This window comes from Mycolicibacter longobardus (assembly GCF_002102265.1).
In the GTDB taxonomy this organism is placed as follows: Bacteria; Actinomycetota; Actinomycetes; order Mycobacteriales; family Mycobacteriaceae; genus Mycobacterium; species Mycobacterium longobardum.
Window position 1 is genome coordinate 20512 of the sequence record NZ_LQPG01000027.1, and the last position, 18647, is coordinate 39158.

General features: G+C 68.7%; 22 protein-coding genes and 1 tRNA gene. 12 read left to right on the forward strand and 11 right to left on the reverse strand.

Annotated features, from left to right (window positions below):
• Positions 1-17 precede the first annotated feature (17 nt).
• A complete protein-coding gene (locus tag AWC16_RS14605; RefSeq protein ID WP_085265475.1) occupies positions 18-734 on the reverse strand; it encodes a chymotrypsin family serine protease in 717 nt (238 codons plus the stop codon).
• 157 nt (positions 735-891) lie between these two features.
• On the opposite strand from AWC16_RS14605, the gene AWC16_RS14610 reads away from it, so the two are divergent.
• Positions 892-1461: a phage holin family protein gene (locus AWC16_RS14610; RefSeq protein ID WP_085265476.1), complete on the forward strand. Its 570-nt coding sequence runs from the start codon at positions 892-894 to the stop codon at positions 1459-1461.
• Positions 1461-2411, forward strand: coding sequence for an alpha/beta fold hydrolase (locus AWC16_RS14615; RefSeq protein WP_085265477.1), 951 nt, complete (start codon positions 1461-1463; stop codon positions 2409-2411). Before AWC16_RS14610 ends, AWC16_RS14615 begins: the two co-directional genes overlap by 1 nt.
• A gap of 23 nt (positions 2412-2434) precedes the next feature.
• On the opposite strand, the gene marP is transcribed toward AWC16_RS14615, so the two are convergent.
• Genes marP through nth form a run of 4 tightly spaced genes read right to left on the reverse strand, consistent with a single transcriptional unit; the run spans position 2435 to position 5842 of the window.
• Entirely contained in the window at positions 2435-3628 is a 1194-nt protein-coding gene (gene marP, locus AWC16_RS14620) for an acid resistance serine protease MarP (RefSeq protein ID WP_085265478.1), read from the reverse strand.
• The gene (locus tag AWC16_RS14625; RefSeq protein ID WP_085265479.1) at positions 3625-4389 is read right to left on the reverse strand and encodes an NUDIX hydrolase; all 765 of its coding nucleotides are present in this window, start codon (positions 4387-4389) and stop codon (positions 3625-3627) included. The genes marP and AWC16_RS14625 overlap by 4 nt, the downstream gene beginning before the upstream one ends.
• Positions 4390-4441: 52 nt before the next feature.
• A complete protein-coding gene (locus tag AWC16_RS14630) occupies positions 4442-5071 on the reverse strand; it encodes a TlpA family protein disulfide reductase (RefSeq protein ID WP_085265480.1) in 630 nt (209 codons plus the stop codon).
• Between the two features lie 24 nt (positions 5072-5095).
• The gene (gene nth, locus AWC16_RS14635; RefSeq protein ID WP_085265563.1) at positions 5096-5842 is read right to left on the reverse strand and encodes an endonuclease III; all 747 of its coding nucleotides are present in this window, start codon (positions 5840-5842) and stop codon (positions 5096-5098) included.
• A gap of 312 nt (positions 5843-6154) precedes the next feature.
• Between nth and crp the strand changes: the two genes are divergently transcribed.
• Positions 6155-6829 carry a cAMP-activated global transcriptional regulator CRP gene (gene crp, locus AWC16_RS14640; protein ID WP_013830875.1) on the forward strand — a complete coding sequence of 225 codons (675 nt, stop codon included), beginning with the start codon at positions 6155-6157 and terminating at the stop codon, positions 6827-6829.
• Positions 6830-6901: 72 nt separating this feature from the next.
• Here the strand turns inward: crp and AWC16_RS14645 are convergent, their stop codons facing one another.
• The 3 genes from AWC16_RS14645 to AWC16_RS23535 are packed head-to-tail and all read right to left on the reverse strand — an operon-like array spanning position 6902 to position 8294.
• Positions 6902-7678, reverse strand: a complete 777-nt coding sequence (locus AWC16_RS14645; RefSeq protein ID WP_085265481.1) for an MBL fold metallo-hydrolase — start codon at positions 7676-7678, stop codon at positions 6902-6904.
• 2 nt (positions 7679-7680) lie between these two features.
• Positions 7681-8136: a RidA family protein gene (locus AWC16_RS14650; protein ID WP_085265482.1), complete on the reverse strand. Its 456-nt coding sequence runs from the start codon at positions 8134-8136 to the stop codon at positions 7681-7683.
• Positions 8133-8294 carry a Sp36 family protein gene (locus AWC16_RS23535; protein ID WP_109413488.1) on the reverse strand — a complete coding sequence of 54 codons (162 nt, stop codon included), beginning with the start codon at positions 8292-8294 and terminating at the stop codon, positions 8133-8135. The genes AWC16_RS14650 and AWC16_RS23535 overlap by 4 nt, the downstream gene beginning before the upstream one ends.
• 47 nt (positions 8295-8341) lie before the next feature.
• Here AWC16_RS23535 and bagA point away from each other — a divergent pair, with 47 nt between their 5' ends.
• On the forward strand, positions 8342-9364 hold the full coding sequence (bagA, locus tag AWC16_RS14655; RefSeq protein WP_085265483.1) for an ATPase BagA: 1023 nt from the start codon (positions 8342-8344) through the stop codon (positions 9362-9364).
• Positions 9361-10515: an ArsA family ATPase gene (gene bagB / locus AWC16_RS14660; RefSeq protein ID WP_085265484.1), complete on the forward strand. Its 1155-nt coding sequence runs from the start codon at positions 9361-9363 to the stop codon at positions 10513-10515. Before bagA ends, bagB begins: the two co-directional genes overlap by 4 nt.
• A gap of 31 nt (positions 10516-10546) precedes the next feature.
• On the opposite strand, the gene AWC16_RS14665 is transcribed toward bagB, so the two are convergent.
• A complete protein-coding gene (locus AWC16_RS14665) occupies positions 10547-10909 on the reverse strand; it encodes a WhiB family transcriptional regulator (protein WP_085265485.1) in 363 nt (120 codons plus the stop codon).
• Positions 10910-11240: 331 nt separating this feature from the next.
• On the opposite strand from AWC16_RS14665, the gene ponA2 reads away from it, so the two are divergent.
• Both ponA2 and AWC16_RS14675 read left to right on the forward strand, forming a co-directional pair.
• Positions 11241-13673 carry a transglycosylase/D,D-transpeptidase PonA2 gene (gene ponA2, locus AWC16_RS14670; RefSeq protein ID WP_085265486.1) on the forward strand — a complete coding sequence of 811 codons (2433 nt, stop codon included), beginning with the start codon at positions 11241-11243 and terminating at the stop codon, positions 13671-13673.
• Between the two features lie 39 nt (positions 13674-13712).
• On the forward strand, positions 13713-14678 hold the full coding sequence (locus AWC16_RS14675) for a metallophosphoesterase (RefSeq protein ID WP_085265487.1): 966 nt from the start codon (positions 13713-13715) through the stop codon (positions 14676-14678).
• Between the two features lies 1 nt (position 14679).
• Here the strand turns inward: AWC16_RS14675 and AWC16_RS25585 are convergent, their stop codons facing one another.
• The gene (locus AWC16_RS25585; RefSeq protein WP_264017240.1) at positions 14680-14811 is read right to left on the reverse strand and encodes a hypothetical protein; all 132 of its coding nucleotides are present in this window, start codon (positions 14809-14811) and stop codon (positions 14680-14682) included.
• 302 nt (positions 14812-15113) lie between these two features.
• Here AWC16_RS25585 and AWC16_RS14680 point away from each other — a divergent pair.
• The 3 genes from AWC16_RS14680 (at position 15114) to AWC16_RS14690 (ending at position 16284) form a co-directional block, all read left to right on the forward strand.
• Positions 15114-15187 (forward strand) — tRNA-Pro (locus AWC16_RS14680).
• Between the two features lie 103 nt (positions 15188-15290).
• A complete protein-coding gene (locus AWC16_RS14685; RefSeq protein WP_133055947.1) occupies positions 15291-15794 on the forward strand; it encodes a hypothetical protein in 504 nt (167 codons plus the stop codon).
• An 88-nt stretch (positions 15795-15882) separates the two neighbouring features.
• Complete coding sequence (locus tag AWC16_RS14690; protein WP_085265564.1) at positions 15883-16284, forward strand: hypothetical protein; 402 nt, start codon at positions 15883-15885, stop codon at positions 16282-16284.
• Between the two features lie 5 nt (positions 16285-16289).
• Here AWC16_RS14690 and AWC16_RS14695 read toward each other — a convergent pair whose 3' ends face one another.
• Positions 16290-16754 (reverse strand): GatB/YqeY domain-containing protein, encoded by a 465-nt coding sequence (locus tag AWC16_RS14695; RefSeq protein ID WP_085265489.1) that lies wholly within the window; start codon positions 16752-16754, stop codon positions 16290-16292.
• Between the two features lie 28 nt (positions 16755-16782).
• Between AWC16_RS14695 and AWC16_RS14700 the strand changes: the two genes are divergently transcribed.
• Positions 16783-17994, forward strand: a complete 1212-nt coding sequence (locus AWC16_RS14700) for a DUF7847 domain-containing protein (protein ID WP_109561434.1) — start codon at positions 16783-16785, stop codon at positions 17992-17994.
• Positions 17995-18004: 10 nt separating this feature from the next.
• A complete protein-coding gene (locus AWC16_RS14705) occupies positions 18005-18613 on the forward strand; it encodes a DUF4129 domain-containing protein (protein WP_085265491.1) in 609 nt (202 codons plus the stop codon).
• Positions 18614-18647: the final 34 nt, after the last annotated feature.

An 18647-nucleotide genomic window follows, 5' to 3' on the forward strand; every position in this document is an offset into this window, starting at 1 on the left:
CGCTTGCGATCGCCTGCCTAGCCGATCGGGACGAAACCCGCGCCCGGCCGGTCGTTGGCGTTGATATCTCCCAGCACCGCATTGATCGACATAACCACCGCGGGGGTGTGCAACGGGATGTACTTGACCACGCAGGTCGGCAACGCATCGCTGAACGCCCCGTGGATCATGCCGACCAGCATGTTGTTCACCACGACGGGTCCGCCGGAGTCACCCGGGCGCCCGCAGACCTGCATCACGATGGTGCCCGGGTCCTGGCCCGGCCCCCAGGTGACACCGCAGGAGTTACCGGTGGTGCGCCCCTGCTTGCAGGCGATCTGGCCGAAAATGGGGTCCGGCCCGATGCCGCCGATGACGAAGCCGCCGAAGTTGGACACCGGTGTCACCTTGTTCGGGTCGAACTCGATCACCGCGTAGTCCAGGTTGTCGTTGCCGGCCACCATCTGGCCGATCGTGCCGTTGCCCTCGGAGCCCTCGGCGGCGACCTGGGCGCCCGGGCCGCCGCAGTGCGCGGAGGTGAAACCGATCAGCGCACCGGTCTTGTCGTGGCCGATCGAGGTCAGCGTGCACATGGTGTCGCCGTCGACGACGATGCCGGCGCCGCCGCCCATCGGCACCCTGTCATCGGCAGCCACCCGGGCCGCCGGTACGGCGAACACGGCCAGGCCGGCGCAGGCCGCCCATGTCAGCAGCGCCGTCATGGCACGCAGCGACCAGCGGTGCGCGGTCTGCACAGAGGTTCTCCCGTCGATCAACTCCACCTTCGGTGGTAAAGAAACAGCCTATCGTGAGTCCAGCCCAGATCGGCCGCAGCTTTACCGGGGTCGCTCCTCGGGTCGGCTACCGCATGGCAACATTAAGCCGCGACGACAGCGAACGGGAGGACAGCCGGTGAGCAAGGCCGATCGCAGGAACGCAAAACGTGCCTCGAACAGAGGAGCCAGGACAGACCGCAACGGGGTGCCCAACACCCTGGCGACCATTCCCTTGACCGACCCGCACGCCCTGCCCGCCGACCCGTCCCTGGGTGCGCTGGTCAAAGACGCAACGGCGCAGATGTCGACGCTGGTGCGCGCGGAGGTCGAGCTCGCCCGCGCCGAGATCACCCGCGACGTCAAGAAGGGCCTGACCGGCAGCGTGTTCTTCATCGCGGCCCTGGTCGTGCTGTTCTACTCCACGTTCTTTTTCTTCTTCTTCGTCGCCGAGCTGCTCAATATCTGGCTGCAGGACTGGGCCGCCTATCTCATCGTGTTCGGGATCATGCTGGTGGTGACCGTGGCGCTGGCACTGTTCGGGTTCCTGCGGGTTCGGCGCATCCGCGGCCCGCGCCAAACCATCGAATCGGTGCGGGAGACCCGCGACGCGCTGCGCCCCGACCCGGACCGCCTGCACGGCCCGTCGGCGTCGCAGGCGCTGGGAGCCCACGACGGCAGGCCGACCACAGATCCCTCGGGCTGGTAGTGCCGCCACCGGATCCGTCGATCACCCGCATCGACGGGCCGTGGCGGCATTGGGACATCCACGCCAACGGCATTCGCTTCCATGTCGTCGAGGCGGAACCCGGCACGGACGCCGCCGAAAGCCCGCCCACGACACGGCCGCTGGTCGTGCTGCTGCACGGGTTCGGCTCCTTCTGGTGGACCTGGCGCCACCAGTTGCGCGGGCTCAGCGACTGCCGGGTGGTCGCGGTGGACCTGCGCGGCTACGGCGGCAGCGACAAGCCGCCCCGCGGCTACGACGGCTGGACCCTGGCCGGCGACACCGCCGGACTCATCCGGGCCCTGGGGCACTCTTCGGCGACCCTGGTCGGCCACGCCGACGGCGGCCTGGTGTGCTGGGCGACCGCGCTGCTGCACCCGCGACTGGTGCGCGACATCGCCGTGGTCAGCTCGCCGCACCCCGCCGCGCTGCGCCGTTCGGCGCTGACCAACACCGATCAGGGCCGGGCGTTGCTGCCGTGGCTGTTGCGCTACCAGGTGCCGATCTGGCCGGAACACACCCTGACCCGGCATGGCGGCGCGGAGATCGAGCGCCTGGTGCGCAGTCGAGCCGGTGCGACGTGGCAGGCGAGCCAGGACTTCACCGAAACCATCGGTCACCTGCGCACGGCGATCCGGATTCCATCGGCGGCGCACTGCACGCTGGAGTACCAGCGCTGGGCGGTGCGCAGCCAGCTCCGCGCCGAGGGCCGGCGGTTCATGAAGGCACTCGACCTGCGCACCCTGAACATCCCGCTGCTGCATCTACGCGGCGAGGAAGACCCCTACGTGTTGGCGGATCCGGTCGCCAAGACCCGCCGCTACGCGCCGCACGGCGAGTATGTGACCGTGCCCGGCGCAGGGCATTTCGCCCACGAGGAGGCGCCCGAGGCGGTCAACGACCACCTGATGCGGTTTCTGCGACGAGGCTAGGCAGCCACCATCGGCGGCGCAGCTCACTCCCCGCCGACACAGGTCTGGGTCGAGACCGGCTGGGTGTCGGCGACGCGGGCGAGCTGGTTCGCCACCTCCTCGGCGGTCATCACGAACCCGGTGTCGGCGTCGTCGACGGCGGCACCGAACACCACGCCAAGCACCCGGCCGTTCATGTCGATCATGGGGCCGCCGGAATTGCCTTGCTGCACAGTGCCTCTGATCGTGTAGACCCGACGGGTGACGGTCGTGCTGCGGTAGATGTCCGGCCCTTCGAGGTTGATCGTGTCACGGACTCGGGCCGGGGTCGCCTCGAAGACCCCGCCGCCGGGGTAGCCCAACACCAGCGCGTCGGTGTCAGCTTCGGCGGGCGAGGAGGCGAATGTCAACGGCGGCAACGGCAGATCGGGCACAGCCAGGATCGAGATGTCTTCCTTGGGGTCGAAGGAGATCACCGTGGCGTCATAGGATTTGGTGCCGCTCTCCACGGCGACACTGTCCGATCCGGCCACCACGTGCGCGTTGGTCATCACCCGGTTGGGCGCGATCACGAATCCGGTGCCCTCCAGCACTTTCTGGCAGTTCGGCGCCACGCCGCGGATCCGCAGCACACTCGGTGCGGTGGCCTCCACCACCGGGCTGGCGGCCAGCCCCGGGTCCGGCGCGTCCACCGCGGCGATCGGGGTCCGGCTGAAGGGTTCCAGCACCGCGGGCAGCCCGGAGTCGTCCAGCACCGCCGACAACCGCCGCGGCACATTCTTGAGCCAGCGCGGCGCGATCTCGTCGACCTGGCGCAGCACTCGTGAGTCGTTGACCGCGGCGGCCAGGTTGGGTTGATCGGACGCGGTCAGCGGGGTGGCCAACAGCCAGGCCGCGATCATCACCACCGCCAACTGCAGCACCACGCCGACCACGGAGTCCACTCCCCGGACACCGGGGCTGCGGATCGCTCCGCGCACCGCCCGGCCCAGCACCACCCCGGCGACTTCACCGATGACGACCATGGCCAGGATCAGAAAGAGTGCGGCGAACAGTTTCAGCCGCGGACCGGAGAGGTTCTCGATCAGGTGCGGGGCCAGCAGCACGCCGGCCATCGCACCGAGTGCCACGCCGACGAACGACAGCAGGGAGCCGAGCGCACCGGAACGCCAACCGGACACTGCGGCAATGAAAGCGATCGCCAGGACGGCGATGTCCAGCCACTGCGACGACGTCATATCCCAGTCATCCCCGTTCCACCAGGTTCTCCTCCAACCAAAGCCATGGCCTCGTCCAGCCCGCGCACCTCGGTGGTGTCCCAGGGCTGCGCCCAGCCGGCCACGTCCAACATCGCCGAGATCACCTGGGCGGTGAACCCCCAGACCAACATCTCGTTGAGCCGGAACGCCGGCATGGCCCAACGCCGGCTGCGCGCATCACGGTAAACCATCAACCGGTTCTCGGGGTTGATGAACGCCCGGACCGGAACCCGGGCCACCACGGCCGTCTCCGCCGGATCCACCACCGTCACCGGACCGGGATCTTCGGAGTAGGCCAGCACCGGAACCACCTGAAAGCCCGAGGGGGCGATGAACACCTTCTCCAACGTGACCAGCGGATACACCCGGCCCGGGTCGATTCCGGTCTCCTCGTTGGCCTCCCGCAGCGCGGTGTGCACCGGTCCGGAGTCGCCGGGATCGACCGCACCGCCCGGGAACGCCGCCTGACCGGCGTGGTGGCGCAGCGTCGAGGCTCGCACCGTGACCAGCAGGTCCGCCGATTCCGGTATGGACCCCGGGGGCTCTGACGGCGGCCCGGAGAACAGCACCAGCACCGCGGCGTCACGCCTGGTGCCGGTGATGGTCGCCTGGGCGTTGGCAGCCGTGATCATCGCGCGGACGTCGGCGGGCAGCCGGTGCAGATATGCCTTCGGCAGCTTCTCGACGTTGTCGAGCAGCGGGCGCAACCAGGACGGAGCCCTGGAATCGCCAGCGCTCACCGCATCTCCCTCTGTGCCGGATCCTGATGTACCTGATCCTGATGGGCCCACGTCAGCGCCCGCGGCCCTCGACGGCGGCGGCAATCTCCTCAGCGGTGGCGAAGGGCTGCGGCAGGATGCGGGCAACGCTACCGTCCGCGGCCAGCACCACGGTCGCGGGCATCACGTTGGGCACCCGCAACGCCGCCGCCAGCTTCCGCCGGCCGTCCTGCAGGGTGGGCAGCCGCACCCCCACCTCGGCCAGCAGGGCCAACCCCGCGGCCTCGTTGTCGTCCTGATGCACCGTCACCACCGTCACGGCCGGCCCGACCCGGCGCTGGTACTCGGCGAACGCCCGCAACTCGTCCCGGCACGGCCCGCACCAGTACGCCCAGAGGTTCAGCACCACCCGCCGGCCGGCGAACATCCCGGCCACATCCACGGGTGCGCCGTCGGCCGCGCATTCCACGGTGACACCGCGCAGCGCCGTCGGGCCGGCATCGCCGGGAGCGACCCGGCAGGGCGGCAGGGCGGCACGCTCCCGCAGGGCGGTCAGGTCCGGCCCGGCGTCGACGGCGGTGCTGGATCGGTGCGGACCGGTCCGCATCGGGGCCGGCTCGCGGCGCAGCTCGGTCACCAGTCCGGTGAGCAGCGCGGCCGTTACCGCCAGCACCGCCACCGTCCACCGGGTTGAACTGCTCATCGACACTTTCCCACTCGATGGCCGCTACAGCCCGGCCAGAGCCAGCAGGTGCTCGGTCTCGGGGCCTTTGACCAATGCGGCGGCCTCCATGAGGTCGGTGGGCCCGATTCCGAACGAGGGGCAGTCCTTGGCCAGTACACACACGCCGCAGGCCGGTTTGCGGGCGTGGCAGACCCGGCGGCCGTGGAAGATCACCCGGTGGGACAGCAGCGTCCATTCCTTGCGCTCGATCAGCTCACCGACCGCGTGCTCGACCTTGACCGGGTCTTCCTCACTGGTCCAGGCCCAGCGCCGCACCAAACGCCCGAAGTGGGTGTCGACGGTGATGCCCGGGATCCCGAACGCGTTGCCCAGAATCACGTTGGCGGTCTTGCGGCCCACCCCGGGCAGGCGCACCAGTTCGTCCATCGTGTCGGGCAGTTCTCCGTCGAACCGTTCGACGAGCGCGCGCCCCAGGTTGATCAACGAGGTGGTCTTGTTCCGATAGAAGCCGGTGGGCCGAATGAGCTCCTCCAACTCGGTGCGGTCGGCCTGGGCGTAGTCCAGCGCGGTGGGGTACCGGGCGAACAGCGCCGGCGTCGTGAGGTTGACCCGCACGTCGGTGCACTGGGCCGACAGCACCGTCGCCACGGCCAGCTCCAACGGCGTGGTGAAGTCCAACTCGCAGTGGGCGTCCGGAAAGGCCTGCGCGAGAGTTCGATTCATCCGGCGTGCGCGCCGGACCAGCCCGGTCCGGGTCTCGATCCGCGCGGGCCGGGCGCGCTTGTCCACTGTCACCTCCGACAGGGTACTAATTTGTGACCGCAACGAGACCTTGCCCATGTTTACTGACACCTTGTGTCCTGGTTGTTGATCACCGCCATACCCACGTTGCTGATGCTGGCAGCGGTCGGGTTGGAGCGCATCGAAACCGGGTTGAGCCGGGTGGAGAGGACGAATCCGCAGTTTCCCCCGACTCGGGGTGCCAATCGTGTGTAGCGTTGTAAAGTCGCTTGACGCCTGACTCTAGACTCAGACTGCTAGCCGGGTATAGGCCGGCGTTTACGCGTTCCAAACCTCCATCAAGAACATCTAAGGGGCAACGTGGACGAGATCCTGGCCAGGGCCGGAATCTTCCAGGGAGTCGAGCCCAGCGCCGTCGCCGCGCTGACGAAGCAGCTTCAGCCCGTGGACTTTCCGCGCGGACACACCGTGTTCGCGGAGGGAGAGCCCGGCGATCGGCTGTACATCATCGTCTCCGGGAAAGTGAAGATCGGCCGACGGTCGCCGGACGGCCGGGAGAACCTGCTGACCATCATGGGCCCGTCGGACATGTTCGGCGAGTTGTCGATCTTCGACCCCGGGCCCCGGACCTCCAGCGCCACCACCATCACCGAGGTGCGCGCGGTCTCGATGGACCGCGACGCACTGCGGTCGTGGATCTCCGACCGGCCCGAGATCGCCGAGCAACTGCTGCGAGTGCTGGCCCGCCGGCTGCGTCGCACCAACAACAACCTGGCCGACCTGATCTTCACCGACGTGCCCGGCCGGGTCGCCAAGCAGCTGCTGCAGCTGGCGCAGCGGTTCGGCACTCAGGAGGGCGGCGCTCTGCGGGTCACCCACGACCTGACCCAGGAGGAGATCGCCCAGCTGGTCGGGGCATCCCGGGAGACGGTGAACAAGGCCCTGGCCGACTTCGCCCACCGCGGATGGATCCGGCTGGAGGGCAAGAGCGTGCTGATCTCCGACTCGGAGCGGCTGGCCCGCCGAGCGAGGTAAGGAGCGCTCGCGCGACGAACCGCAGCGAGCATCGGCACAGCGCTCGGTAGTTCCGCCGAGCCTGGGGGTAGTTCAGCCCCGCAGGTAGTCCAACTGGGCCTGCACCGACCACTCGGCGGCGCCCCACAGCTCCTCGTCGACGTCGGTGTAGACGTGTTCGACGACCTGACGTGCGGTGGCGTCGTCGCCGAGCGCGGCCAGCGCGGAGCGCACCTGATCCAGCCGCTGCTCACGGTGCGCCAGGTACCCGGTGGCCACCGCATCGATGTTCGGCAGCTCCGGTCCGTGCCCGGGCAGCACCGTCCGCCCGCCCAACCCGCGCAGCCGCCGCAGTGAGTCCAGGTAGTGAGCCAGGTCGCCGTCTTCGGTGTCGATGACGGTGGTGCCGCGACCCAGCACGGTGTCGGCGGTCAGCACGGCGTCGTCCAGCACGAACGACAGCGAGTCGGCGGTGTGCCCCGGGGTGGCGAACACGGTGATGCGCAGTCCGGCCGCATCGATCACCTGACCGTCGACCAACCCGCCGCCGAGCCGGCGCTGAAACCCGCTGCCCGCCGAGTACACCGGCACTCCGACCGCGTCGGCCAGCTTGTCGATGCCGTCGGTGTGATCGAAGTGCCGGTGGCTGATCAGCACCAGCGCGATCCGGCCGACCTCGGCGAGCCGGCTGATGTGCTCGTCATCGTCGGGTCCCGGGTCGACGATCACCACCTCGTCGCTGCGGGGGCCGCTCAGCACCCAGGTGTTGGTGCCCTCCAGGGTCATCAGGCCGGGGTTGTCGGCCAACAGCACCGACGCGGTCTCGGTGACCGGTCGCAGCCGACCGTAGGCGGGATGGGTCGGTGACACGCCTAGCCGACTTCCAATATCAACTCCACCTCGACCGGCGCATCCAGCGGCAGCTCCGACACCCCGACGGCCGAGCGGGCATGCACGCCGGCGTCGCCGAACACCTCGCCCAACAACTCAGAGGCGCCGTTGACCACGGCGGGCTGCCCGTTGAAGTTCGGCGCCGACGCGACGAACCCGACCACCTTGACCACCCGGGCCACGGTGTCGAGGCCGACCAGGGCATCGACGGCGGCCAGTGCGTTGAGCGCACAGATCCGGGCCAGCGCGTGCCCGTCCTCCGGACTGACGTCGGCCCCCACCTTGCCGGTGTGGGGCAACTTGCCGCCGACCATCGGGAGCTGACCGGAGGTGTAGACCAGGTTGCCGGTGCGGACCGCCGGCACATAGGCCGCCAGCGGCACCACCACCTCGGGCAGGTCGATCCCGAGTTCGCCCAGCCGGGCCCGCCAGCTCATTTCGGGCGCTTCAGGAAGGCGATGAGCTGCTCACCGGACGGCCCGGGCAGTACCGAGACCAACTCCCAGCCGTCCTCGCCCCACTGGTCCAGAATCTGCTTGGTTGCGTGCGTGATCAAGGGGACGGTGGCGTACTCCCAGACCGTGCGTTGACTCATGGCAGCGAGCTTATCGCTAGCGCCAACCAGCCCTTGGTTAGCATGCAGTGGTGACAGCCACATCCAGCAGCGAGCCCATCCTCGGCTGGCCTTCGCGATTGTCGAAGGCCCGGCTGCATTTCGTGACCGGCAAAGGCGGTACCGGCAAGACGACGGTGGCGGCCGCGCTGGCGCTATCGCTGGCGGCCGGCGGACGGCGGGTGCTGCTGGTGGAAGTCGAAGAGCGCCAAGGCATTGCGCAACTCTTCGACGTGCCGCCGCTGCCCATTGAGCCGCTCAAGGTCGCGACAGCCGAGGACGGCGGGCAGGTCGATGCGCTGGCGATGGACATCGAGGCCGCGTTCCTGGAATACCTCGACCTGTTCTACAACCTGGGGATCGCCGGGCGGGCGATGCGGCGCGTCGGCGCCGTCGAGTTCGCCACCACCATCGCGCCCGGCCTGCGGGACGTCATCCTCACCGGCAAGATCAAGTACCACGTGATCCAGGTGGACAAGAACAAGAAGCCGGTGTACGACGCGATCGTGGTCGACGCGCCACCGACCGGCCGGATCGCCCGGTTCCTCGACGTGACCAAGGCGGTGTCACAGCTGGCCAAGGGCGGCCCGGTGCACTCCCAGGCCGACGGCGTGGTGAAGCTGCTGCACTCCGATCAGACCGCGATCCATCTGGTGACGCTGCTGGAGTCCCTGCCGATGCAGGAGACCCTCGAGGCCATCGACGAGCTGCGCGAGCTGGATCTGCCGATCGGCAGCGTGATCGTCAACCGCGACATACCCGCTCATCTGGAGCCCGCCGATCTGGCCAAGGCGGCCGAGGGCGTCGTCGACGCCGACGCGGTCCGCGCGGGCCTGGCCGCGGCCGGGATCACGCTGGCCGACGACGACTTCGCCGGCCTGCTGACCGAGACCATCCAGCACGCCACCCGCATCAGCGCCCGGACGGAGACGGCCGAGCAGTTGCAGCAGCTGGACGTCCCGCGTCTGCATTTGCCGACGATCGCCGACGGGGTCGACCTCGGCAGCCTCTATGAGCTCTCCGAAATTCTCGCCCAACAGGGGGTTCGATGACACCCGATCCGGCCGGCAAGCCGCTGGCACTGGACATGGCCGCCATCCTGGCCGACACCGCCAACCGCGTGGTGGTGTGCTGCGGCGCCGGCGGCGTCGGCAAGACCACCACCGCCGCGGCGATGGCGTTGCGGGCCGCCGAATACGGCCGCACCGTGGTGGTGCTGACCATCGATCCGGCCCGTCGGCTGGCGCAGGCGCTGGGCATCGACGATCTGGGCAACACCCCGCAGCGGGTGGCGCTGCCGGCGGAGGTGCCGGGCCAGTTGCACGCGATGATGCTCGACATGCGCCGCACCTTCGACGAGATGGTGACGCAGTACTCCGGCCCGGAGCGCGCGGAGGCGATCCTGGGCAACCAGTTCTACCAAACGGTCGCCACCTCGCTCTCCGGCACGCAGGAGTACATGGCGATGGAGAAGCTCGGCCAGCTTCTCGCCGAGGACCGCTGGGATCTGGTGGTGGTCGACACCCCGCCGTCGCGCAACGCCCTGGACTTCCTGGACGCCCCGAAGCGGCTGGGCAGCTTCATGGACAGCCGGCTGTGGAAGCTGCTGCTGGGCCCCGGGCGGGGTATCGGCAAGCTGGTGGCGGGCGCGCTCGGCTTGGCGATGAAAGCCCTGTCGACCGTGCTCGGTTCTCAAATGCTTTCCGACGCAGCTAATTTCGTCCAGTCTCTGGACGCCACCTTTGGCGGCTTCCGAGAGAAGGCCGACCGCACCTACGACCTGCTCAAGCGCCGCGGCACCCAGTTCGTGGTGGTGTCGGCGGCCGAGCCCGACGCGTTGCGAGAGGCCTCGTTCTTCGTCGACCGGCTCGCAGGCGAGCACATGCCGCTGGCCGGTCTGATCCTCAACCGCACCCACCCGATGTTGTGCGATCTGCCCATCGAGCGCGCCATCGACGGCGTTGAGACGCTGCAGGAGATCCCGACCGGCAAGTCGCTGTCCGAGGGGGCCAAGGCGCTGACCACCGCGGCCCTGCAGATTCACGCCGAACGCGGCGCCACCGCCAAGCGTGAGATTCGGCTGCTGTCGCGCTTCACCCGCGCGAACCCGCGCGTTCCCATCGTGGGGGTGCCGTCACTGCCGTTCGACGTCTCCGACCTGGAGGCACTCGGCGCGATCGCCGACCAGCTGGCGGCGAAGTAGAAGTAAAAGCTGAAGAGAACTCAGGCTGGCGTCAGCCGGCGTCGCGCTGCTTGCGCTGGGCGGAGAAGTACTCCCGCCAGGAGGTCACCTCGGGGTGCTGCTTGAGCAGCGCCCGGCGTTGCCGCTCGGTCATGCCGCCCCACACTCCGAACTCGACACGGTTGTCCAGGGCGTCGGCGAGGCAGTCGAGCACCACCGGGCAGTGCCGGCAGATCACGGCCGCTTTGCGTTGTGCCGCACCGCGTACGAAGAGTTCGTCGGGGTCCGCCCCGCGGCATACGGCCTTGGAGACCCAGGCGATCCGGCCCTCGTCCTGCACGCCGCGCAAGACTGTTCGGGGGGTTGGTGCCGCTGGTGTGTTGGTGTTGTGAACCGCTGTCCGTGTAACAGACACTGACGATCCTCCGTCCCGGCCGCCCCAGCAGCCACCTATTCAACATCAACGTCGACCCACTAATGCGATCTACGCCACATCGTGTCATCAGTGTTACCTGAATCGCACTTGATGTCCAAGTTAGGTGGTCAGGTGGCGTCTGCGCAACAGGTAGATCACCCCTTTTTTGGGACAACCGTGCAGTCCGATCATGATCTGCGCCCCTCCAGGCCGGGTTCGGGGTCTACTGGGGACTTCCGTGGGCGCCGTCCGCCACCGGGGGCTGGGCTGATGGCGGTGGCCCGCTTCGCCCGACTCCGCCGCGCTTGCGACCACCGCTAGTGTGTTAGCCATGTCGGAGCGTCCCCCGACCGGCCCAACTGTGCTCAAACTGGCCGGGTGTTGCCTGCTCGCAGCTGTGCTGCTGGCGGCGCTGCTGTTCCCGATCGCCGGCGGTATCGGCCTGATGTCCAACCGCGCCTCCGATGTGGTGGCCAACGGGTCGGCCCAACTGGTCAGCGGCGATGTTCCGGCGGTGTCGACCATGGTCGACGCCAAGGGCAACACGATCGCGTGGTTGTACTCGCAGCGCCGGTTCGAGGTTCCCAGCGACAAGATCGCCGACACCATGAAGCTGGCGATCGTCTCCATCGAGGACAAGCGGTTCGCCGAACACAGCGGGGTGGACTGGAAGGGCACGCTGGCCGGTCTGGCCGGCTACGCCTCCGGTGACCTCGACACCCGCGGCGGGTCCACCCTCGAGCAGCAGTACATCAAGAACTATCAGTTGCTGGTCCTGGCCCAGACCGACGCCGAGAAGCGCGCCGCGATCGAGACCACCCCCGCGCGCAAGCTCCGGGAGATCCGGATGGCACTGACCCTGGACCGGACCTTCACCAAGCCGCAGATCCTGACCCGCTACCTGAACCTGGTGTCGTTCGGCAACAACTCGTTCGGCATCCAGGACGCCGCGCAGACCTACTTCGGTGTCGACGCCGCGGACCTGAACTGGCAGCAGGCGGCACTGCTGGCCGGGATGGTGCAGTCGACCAGCGCGCTGAACCCCTACACCAATCCCGAGGGCGCGCTGGCACGGCGAAACCTGGTGCTGGACACCATGATCGAGAACCTTCCCGACCAGGCCGACGCGCTGCGGGCAGCCAGAGCGGAGCCGCTCGGCATCCTGCCGCAGCCCAATGAGTTGCCGCGCGGCTGCATCGCCGCCGGCGACCGGGCCTTCTTCTGCGACTACGTGCAGGAGTACCTGTCACGCGCGGGCATCAGCAAGGAACAGGTGGCCCGCGGCGGCTACGTGATCCACACCACGCTGGACCCCGAGGTGCAGGACCCGATCAAACAGGCGATCGACAACTTCGCCAACCCGAACGTGCAGGGCATCGCCAGCGTGATGAGCGTGATCAAGCCCGGCAGTGACGCGCACCCGGTGCTGGCCATGGCCAGCAACCGCACCTACGGGCTCAACGGTGACATCGGCGAAACCATGCGGCCGCAACCGTTCTCACTGGTCGGCGACGGGGCCGGGTCCATCTTCAAGACGTTCACGGTGGCCGCCGCCCTGGAGATGGGCATGGGCATCAGCGCGGAGCTCGACGTGCCGGGCCGTTTCCAGACCAAGGGCATGGGCAGCGGTGGCGCCAAGGGCTGCCCCAAGGAGACCTGGTGCGTGGTCAACGTCGCGCCCTACCGGTCGCCGATGAACGTCTCGACCGCACTGGCCACCTCGCCCAACACCGCGTTCGCAAAGCTGATCTCCCAGGTCGGGGTGGAGCGCACCGTGGACATGGCGATCAAGCTGGGGCTGCGGTCCTACGCCGATCCGGGCACCGCCCGCAACTACGACCCGGACAGCACCGAGAGCCTGGCCGACTTCGTCAAACGGCAGAACCTGGGTTCGTTCACGCTGGGCCCGATCGAGGTGAACGCGCTGGAGCTGTCCAACGTCGCCGCCACCCTGGCCTCCGGCGGCGTGTGGTGCCCGCCGAACCCGATCGACAAGGTCTTCGACCGCAACGGCAACGAGGTGGCCGTCACCACCGAGACCTGCGACCGGGTGATTCCCGAGGGCCTGGCGAACACGCTGGCCAACGCGTTGAGCAAGGACATCCAGGGCGGCGGAACAGCGGCGTCCGCGGCGGGTTCGGTGGGCTGGGATCTGCCGATGGCCGGCAAGACCGGCACTACCGAGGCGCACCGGTCGTCGGGATTCATGGGTTTCACCAACCGCTACGCGGCGGCAAACTACATCTTCGACGACTCCAGCTCGCCGTCGGACCTGTGTTCGTGGCCGCTGCGGCACTGCGGGGACGGAGACCTGTTCGGCGGCAACGAGCCGGCCCGGACCTGGTTCGCGGCGATGAAGCCGATCGCCACCAACTTCGGCGACGTCATCATGCCGCCGACCGACCCGCGCTACGTCGACGGCGGCCCCAACTCGCGAGTGCCCAGCGTCGTCGGGCTGGACGTCGACGCCGCGCGCCAGCGGCTCAAGGAGTCCGGGTTCCAGGTCGCCGAGCAGCCGAACTGGGTCAACAGCAGCGCCCGTTCCGGCGCGGTCGTGGGCACCTCACCGGGTGGGCAGACCATTCCCGGCTCGATCATCACCATCGAGGTCAGCAACGGCATCCCGCCGCCACCCCCACCGCCGCCGGAGGGCATGCCTCCGCCGGGGCCGGTGGGCTCGACGGTGGTGGAGATACCGGGGCTGCCGCCGATCACCATCCCGCTGCTGCCACCGCCGCCGCCCGGGGTGCCCTTACCCCCGTAACCGCAGGCCGTCTGCTGCGGGGGCAGTAGTCTGGAGCGCATGGCTGCATCCCCTGCTCTGACCCGGTCCGTCGTCGCCGCCTCGGCGGCGCTCGGGCCGGCGGCACTCGCCATCGGCTACGGCGCGATCATCGAGCGCAACGCGTTCGTGGTGCGTGAGGCGACGATGCCGGTGCTGGCGCCGGGCTCGTCGCCGCTGCGGGTGCTGCACATCAGCGACATCCACATGCGGCCCGGGCAGCGCCGCAAGCAGGCCTGGCTACGGAGTCTGGTGCGCTTGGAGCCGGACCTGGTGGTCAACACCGGCGATAACCTGGCCCACCCCAAGGCGGTGCCGGCGGTGGTGCAGGCCCTCGGTGATCTGCTGTCGGTGCCGGGCGTGTTCGTGTTCGGCAGCAACGACTACTTCGGGCCGCGGCTGAAGAACCCGGCGAAGTACCTGACCAAGCCCACCCATCGCGTCCACGGGGCCCCGCTGCCGTGGCAGGATCTGCGGGCCGCGTTCACCGAGCGAGGCTGGCTGGATCTGACCCACAACCGTCGCGAGTTCGACGTGGCCGGCCATCGGATCTCCGCGGCCGGCGTCGACGACCCGCACATCGCTCGGGACCGCTACGACACCATCGCCGGACCGGCCGACCTGACCGCCGATCTGCGGCTGGGGCTCACCCATTCGCCCGAGCCGCGGGTCCTGGACCGCTTCGCCGGCGACGGCTACCAGCTGGTGATGGCCGGGCACACCCACGGCGGGCAGCTCTGTGTTCCGTTCTACGGCGCGCTGGTGACCAATTGCGGCCTGGACCGCTCGCGGGTCAAGGGACCGTCGCAGTGGGGCGGCCACATGCGCCTGCACGTCTCGGCCGGAATCGGCACCTCGCCGTTTGCACCGGTGCGGTTCGCCTGCCGCCCGGAGGCCACCCTGCTGACCCTGGTGGCCGCACCGACCGGCGGCGACGACTCGCGGCTGACCCGCGGCTCCACGCAGCCGTCCGTGTCGGCTCGTTGACTCAGCTCGAGAGGTTCTGCGGCTTTGCGTTCGCGTGAACCCGCTCTTCGGCGGTGTCGGGGTTGGTGGCCGCCAGCCACAGCGCAGCCAGAGCGAAGAACCCGGCATACACCGCGCCGCCCAACAGCGTCATGATCTGACTCCCTTGCATTCAGAGGTTATTAGCCAGTCTGCCTAAATGCGGCTGTGTTTTCAGCTCCCCGCGCCGGAATGTGGGGCGTTTCATGCTGTTCGGCACTAGTGAGCTGGGCCTCGGTCAGGTGGAGTTTGCCCGCCTTTGAGCGACAGGCTTGTCGCTCAAAGGCGGGCACTTCTCATACCTGTACCCCGGCGGTCGCCGGGGCGGTCCCTTAGTCGGACCACCCGGTCGCGCCGGAACACCCAGCGCGTTTGGGTGACCGGAGGGACGGTGCGATACGCTGTCGTGGCTTCACACGGGGTGTGGCGCAGCTTGGTAGCGTGCTTCGTTCGGGACGAAGAGGTCGTGGGTTCGAATCCCGCCACCCCGACAGCGTGAAAGCGGCCCCGACCAGGTATGACTCGGTCGGGGCCGTTTTGCGTTACGGGGCCGGACCCCGCTCCGTCCGCAGCGCGCACGTTAAGGTCGTCGCCATGAGTGAAGAGCCCAGCCCGTTCCAAGGCGTCTGGGATGCCATACACCGGTCAGTCGACCTCACCGGGCCGCTGACCGAAGCCCAGGCGCGTGCAGTGGCACATGCACTCACCGCTGTGATCGCGGGTGCGCCCGATGCCTTTTTCGGCATCAAGAGAGACGGCGGCTGCCCTGTCGGTGGCGTTCTGTACAAGTTCTACTGGGTCAAGGGCGGAGTGTTCGGCCTGGCTGAGGTTCTAAGGCCTGACGACCAGGACTTGGCGGCGCCCGCCACGGCTAGCTGCATTCGGCCGCTGTCGGGCATTCGGAAGGTCGATGTGCAGTTCGACGTGACCAACCCGCCAGTGGGGCAGGCGCAGTACACGGTGAAGATGAAGGTCACTGCTCACTGGGACGACGAGTCGGTAGTTCTCGACGCGACCGGCGGCATGTCCAACTATGCGCGGCCGGAACTTGAGAAGCTCATCGACCTTGTCGTATCGAGCGTCGGAGGGTCGAACTGACCAAGGGGCGCGAGGCGGCTGTCGTCGCCTGACCCCGTTGTTCGCCAAACCCGTCCACCGGCCGTACCGGCCGGAGACAATGGTCGGCGTGAACTTCGCGATGCGCTACGACCGCTGGTATCGCCCGTTCGCAACGGTGTTGGGGCTGGGGCCCAAGCGGGCAAGCATCCGGGTGGCCGACGGTTTTCTGCAGGTCCGCAGCGGGTGGGCTTTCGCGATGGATGTCGCGCTGGACAACATCGAATCCGCGCGGCCGGCCCCGGAACGCATGTGGGGCTGGGGAGTCCATCAGGCGTGCAACGGCTGGCTGGTCAACGGATCCCGGCACGGCATGGTCGAGATCAGGTTCGCCCACCCGGTCAAACCGACCAAGGCGCCGACAGCGGGCCTCTTCAACAAACCGGTCCGCTGCCTCTACGTCAGCGTCACCGATCCCGACACCTTCATCGCCGCACTGACCAGTTGGCAGCTGCCGGCAACCGGTTCCTAGTTTTCCTAGAGCCGTTCCCGGACCGCCGCCGACAGCCTGGCGCCGTCGGCTTTGCCCGCGGCGATCGCGGTGGCCGCCTTCATCACCTGGCCCATGTGCTTCATGTGCGGCCGCTCCCCGAGATCCTCGGCCACCTGCGCCAGCGCCGTGTCGACGACGTCGGCCAGTTCGGCGTCGCTCAGCGGCGCGGGAAGGTACTCGTCGATGATCCGCGCCTCGGCGTGTTCTTCAGCAGCGAGTTCACCGCGGCCGTTCTGGGTGTAGATCGCGGCGGACTCCGCGCGCTTGCGCGCCTCGCGGGCCAGGACCTTCAGCACGTCCTCATCGGTCAGTTCGCGAGCCTGCTTACCGGAGACCTCTTCGGCCTGAATCGCAGCCAGCAGCATCCGCAGGGTCGCGGTGCGCAGCTTGTCTTGGGCCTTCATCGCTGCGGTCAGATCCGCCCGCAACTGGGATTTGAGTTCCGCCATGCCGCATAACGCTACGCTCAGCCACATGGTGAATCCGCCGCCGCCCGGCTATCCCGGGCCTGGTTTTCCCCCGCCCGGTTACGGTCCGCCGCCGCCGGGGTACGGCCCGCCGCCCGGCTACGGTCCACCGCCTCCGGGCTACGGCCCGCCGCCCGGCTACGGTCCACCGCCTCCGGGCTACGGTCCACCGCCTGCGGGGTATGGCCCACCTCCGGGATATGGGCCCCCGCCCGGCTACGGCCCACCCCCGGGATACCCGCAGCCCGAGCTGAAGCCCGGTGTCATCCCGCTGCGCCCACTGAGCCTGACCGATATGTACAACGGGGCGATCGGCTACATCCGCGCCAACCCGAAGACCGTGCTCGGGCTGACCACCGTCGTCGTGGTGGCCAGCCAGATCATCAGCGGGATCGCCCTGTACGGCCTGCTGTCGGCCCTTGGCCCGTCACTCGAGGGACAGTCGGCCACCGAAGTCTCCGGCAGTGACGTGGTGGCGTGGCTGACCGGATTCGCCGGCGCCGGCATCGTGACCGCCGTGGGCACCATCGTGCTGACCGGCATGCTGACCGTCGTCGTCGGACGGGCGGTGTTCGGGTCACCGATCACCATCGGCGAAGCCTGGGCGATTGTCCGGGGCCGCTTCGGACCGCTGATCGGCCTGGCCGCCCTGATCGGCTTGGCCGCGGTGATTCTGTGCGGCTTCGCGGTGGCCATCATCGCCTTCGCCGCCGGAGCGGGAGGCACCGGGGCAGCGGTGCTGATCGGCCTGCCGCTGGTGCTGGCACTGGTCGCGGCGTTGGGCTACGGCTACGCGGTGCTGGTCTTCGCGCCGACGGTGATCGTGCTGGAGCGTCAACCGGTGTTCGAGGCGATGCGCCGGTCATTCTTCTTGGTGCGCAACAGTTTCTGGCGGGTGCTGGGCATCATGTTGTTGACCGCGCTGATCACCTCCCTGATCAGCAGCGCGGTGGCGTTTCCGTTCAACATCATGGGGATGATGGTCACCCACGGCGCGGACGCCCTGACCGGCGCGGCGCAGCTGAATCTCTTCTCCCAGGTCGGTACGACGATCGGCCAGATCATTGTGCTGCCCTTCACCGCCGGTGTTTCGGTGCTGCTCTATGCCGATCGCCGCATCCGGGCCGAGGCGTTCGACCTGGTGCTGCGCACCGGTGCGACCAGCGGACCGCACGTCGGCGGATGGACCGACAACCTGTGGCTGACCCGGCCACCGGGGTGAGGACCGCCGGGTGCCCACCGTCGACATCGACCGCGAAGCCGCCCGCGAGGCGGCCGAACGTGAGCTGACCAAACCGATCTACCCGCGGCCGTCACCGAAGCAACAACTGGTCGACTTCATCGAGACCCTGGTGCGGCGCTTGGTACTCAAGGGGGCGGAGCTGCCCGGCGGGTGGTTCACCATCGCCGTGCTGCTGATCCTGCTGGCGGCGGCCGTGGTGGCCGCCATCCACATCAGCCGCCGCATGCTGCGCGACGGGCACGGTGACCAGCCCCTGTTCGGCACCACCCAGCTCAGCGCCGCAGAGCACCGTGCCGCCGCCGGGCGTCATGCCGCATCCGGAGATTGGGGTGCCGCAATCCGGCATCGGCTGCGCGCGGTGGCCCGCGAACTCGAAGAGACCGGGGTCCTGCATCCTGCGCCGGGGCGTACCGCCACCGAGCTGGCCCGCGACGCCGCCGCGGTCCTGCCTCACCTGGCAGACGAACTGCTTAGGGGCGCTGAGACGTTCAACGACGTCAGCTACGGCGAGCTGCCCGCCACCCCGGAGGGATACCGGATCGTCACCGACCTCGACGAGCGGGTGCGGGCCGCGACGCAGATTCGGCAGTACCGGTGAAGTCCACGAGGCGGACATGGCTGTGGGTCGCGCT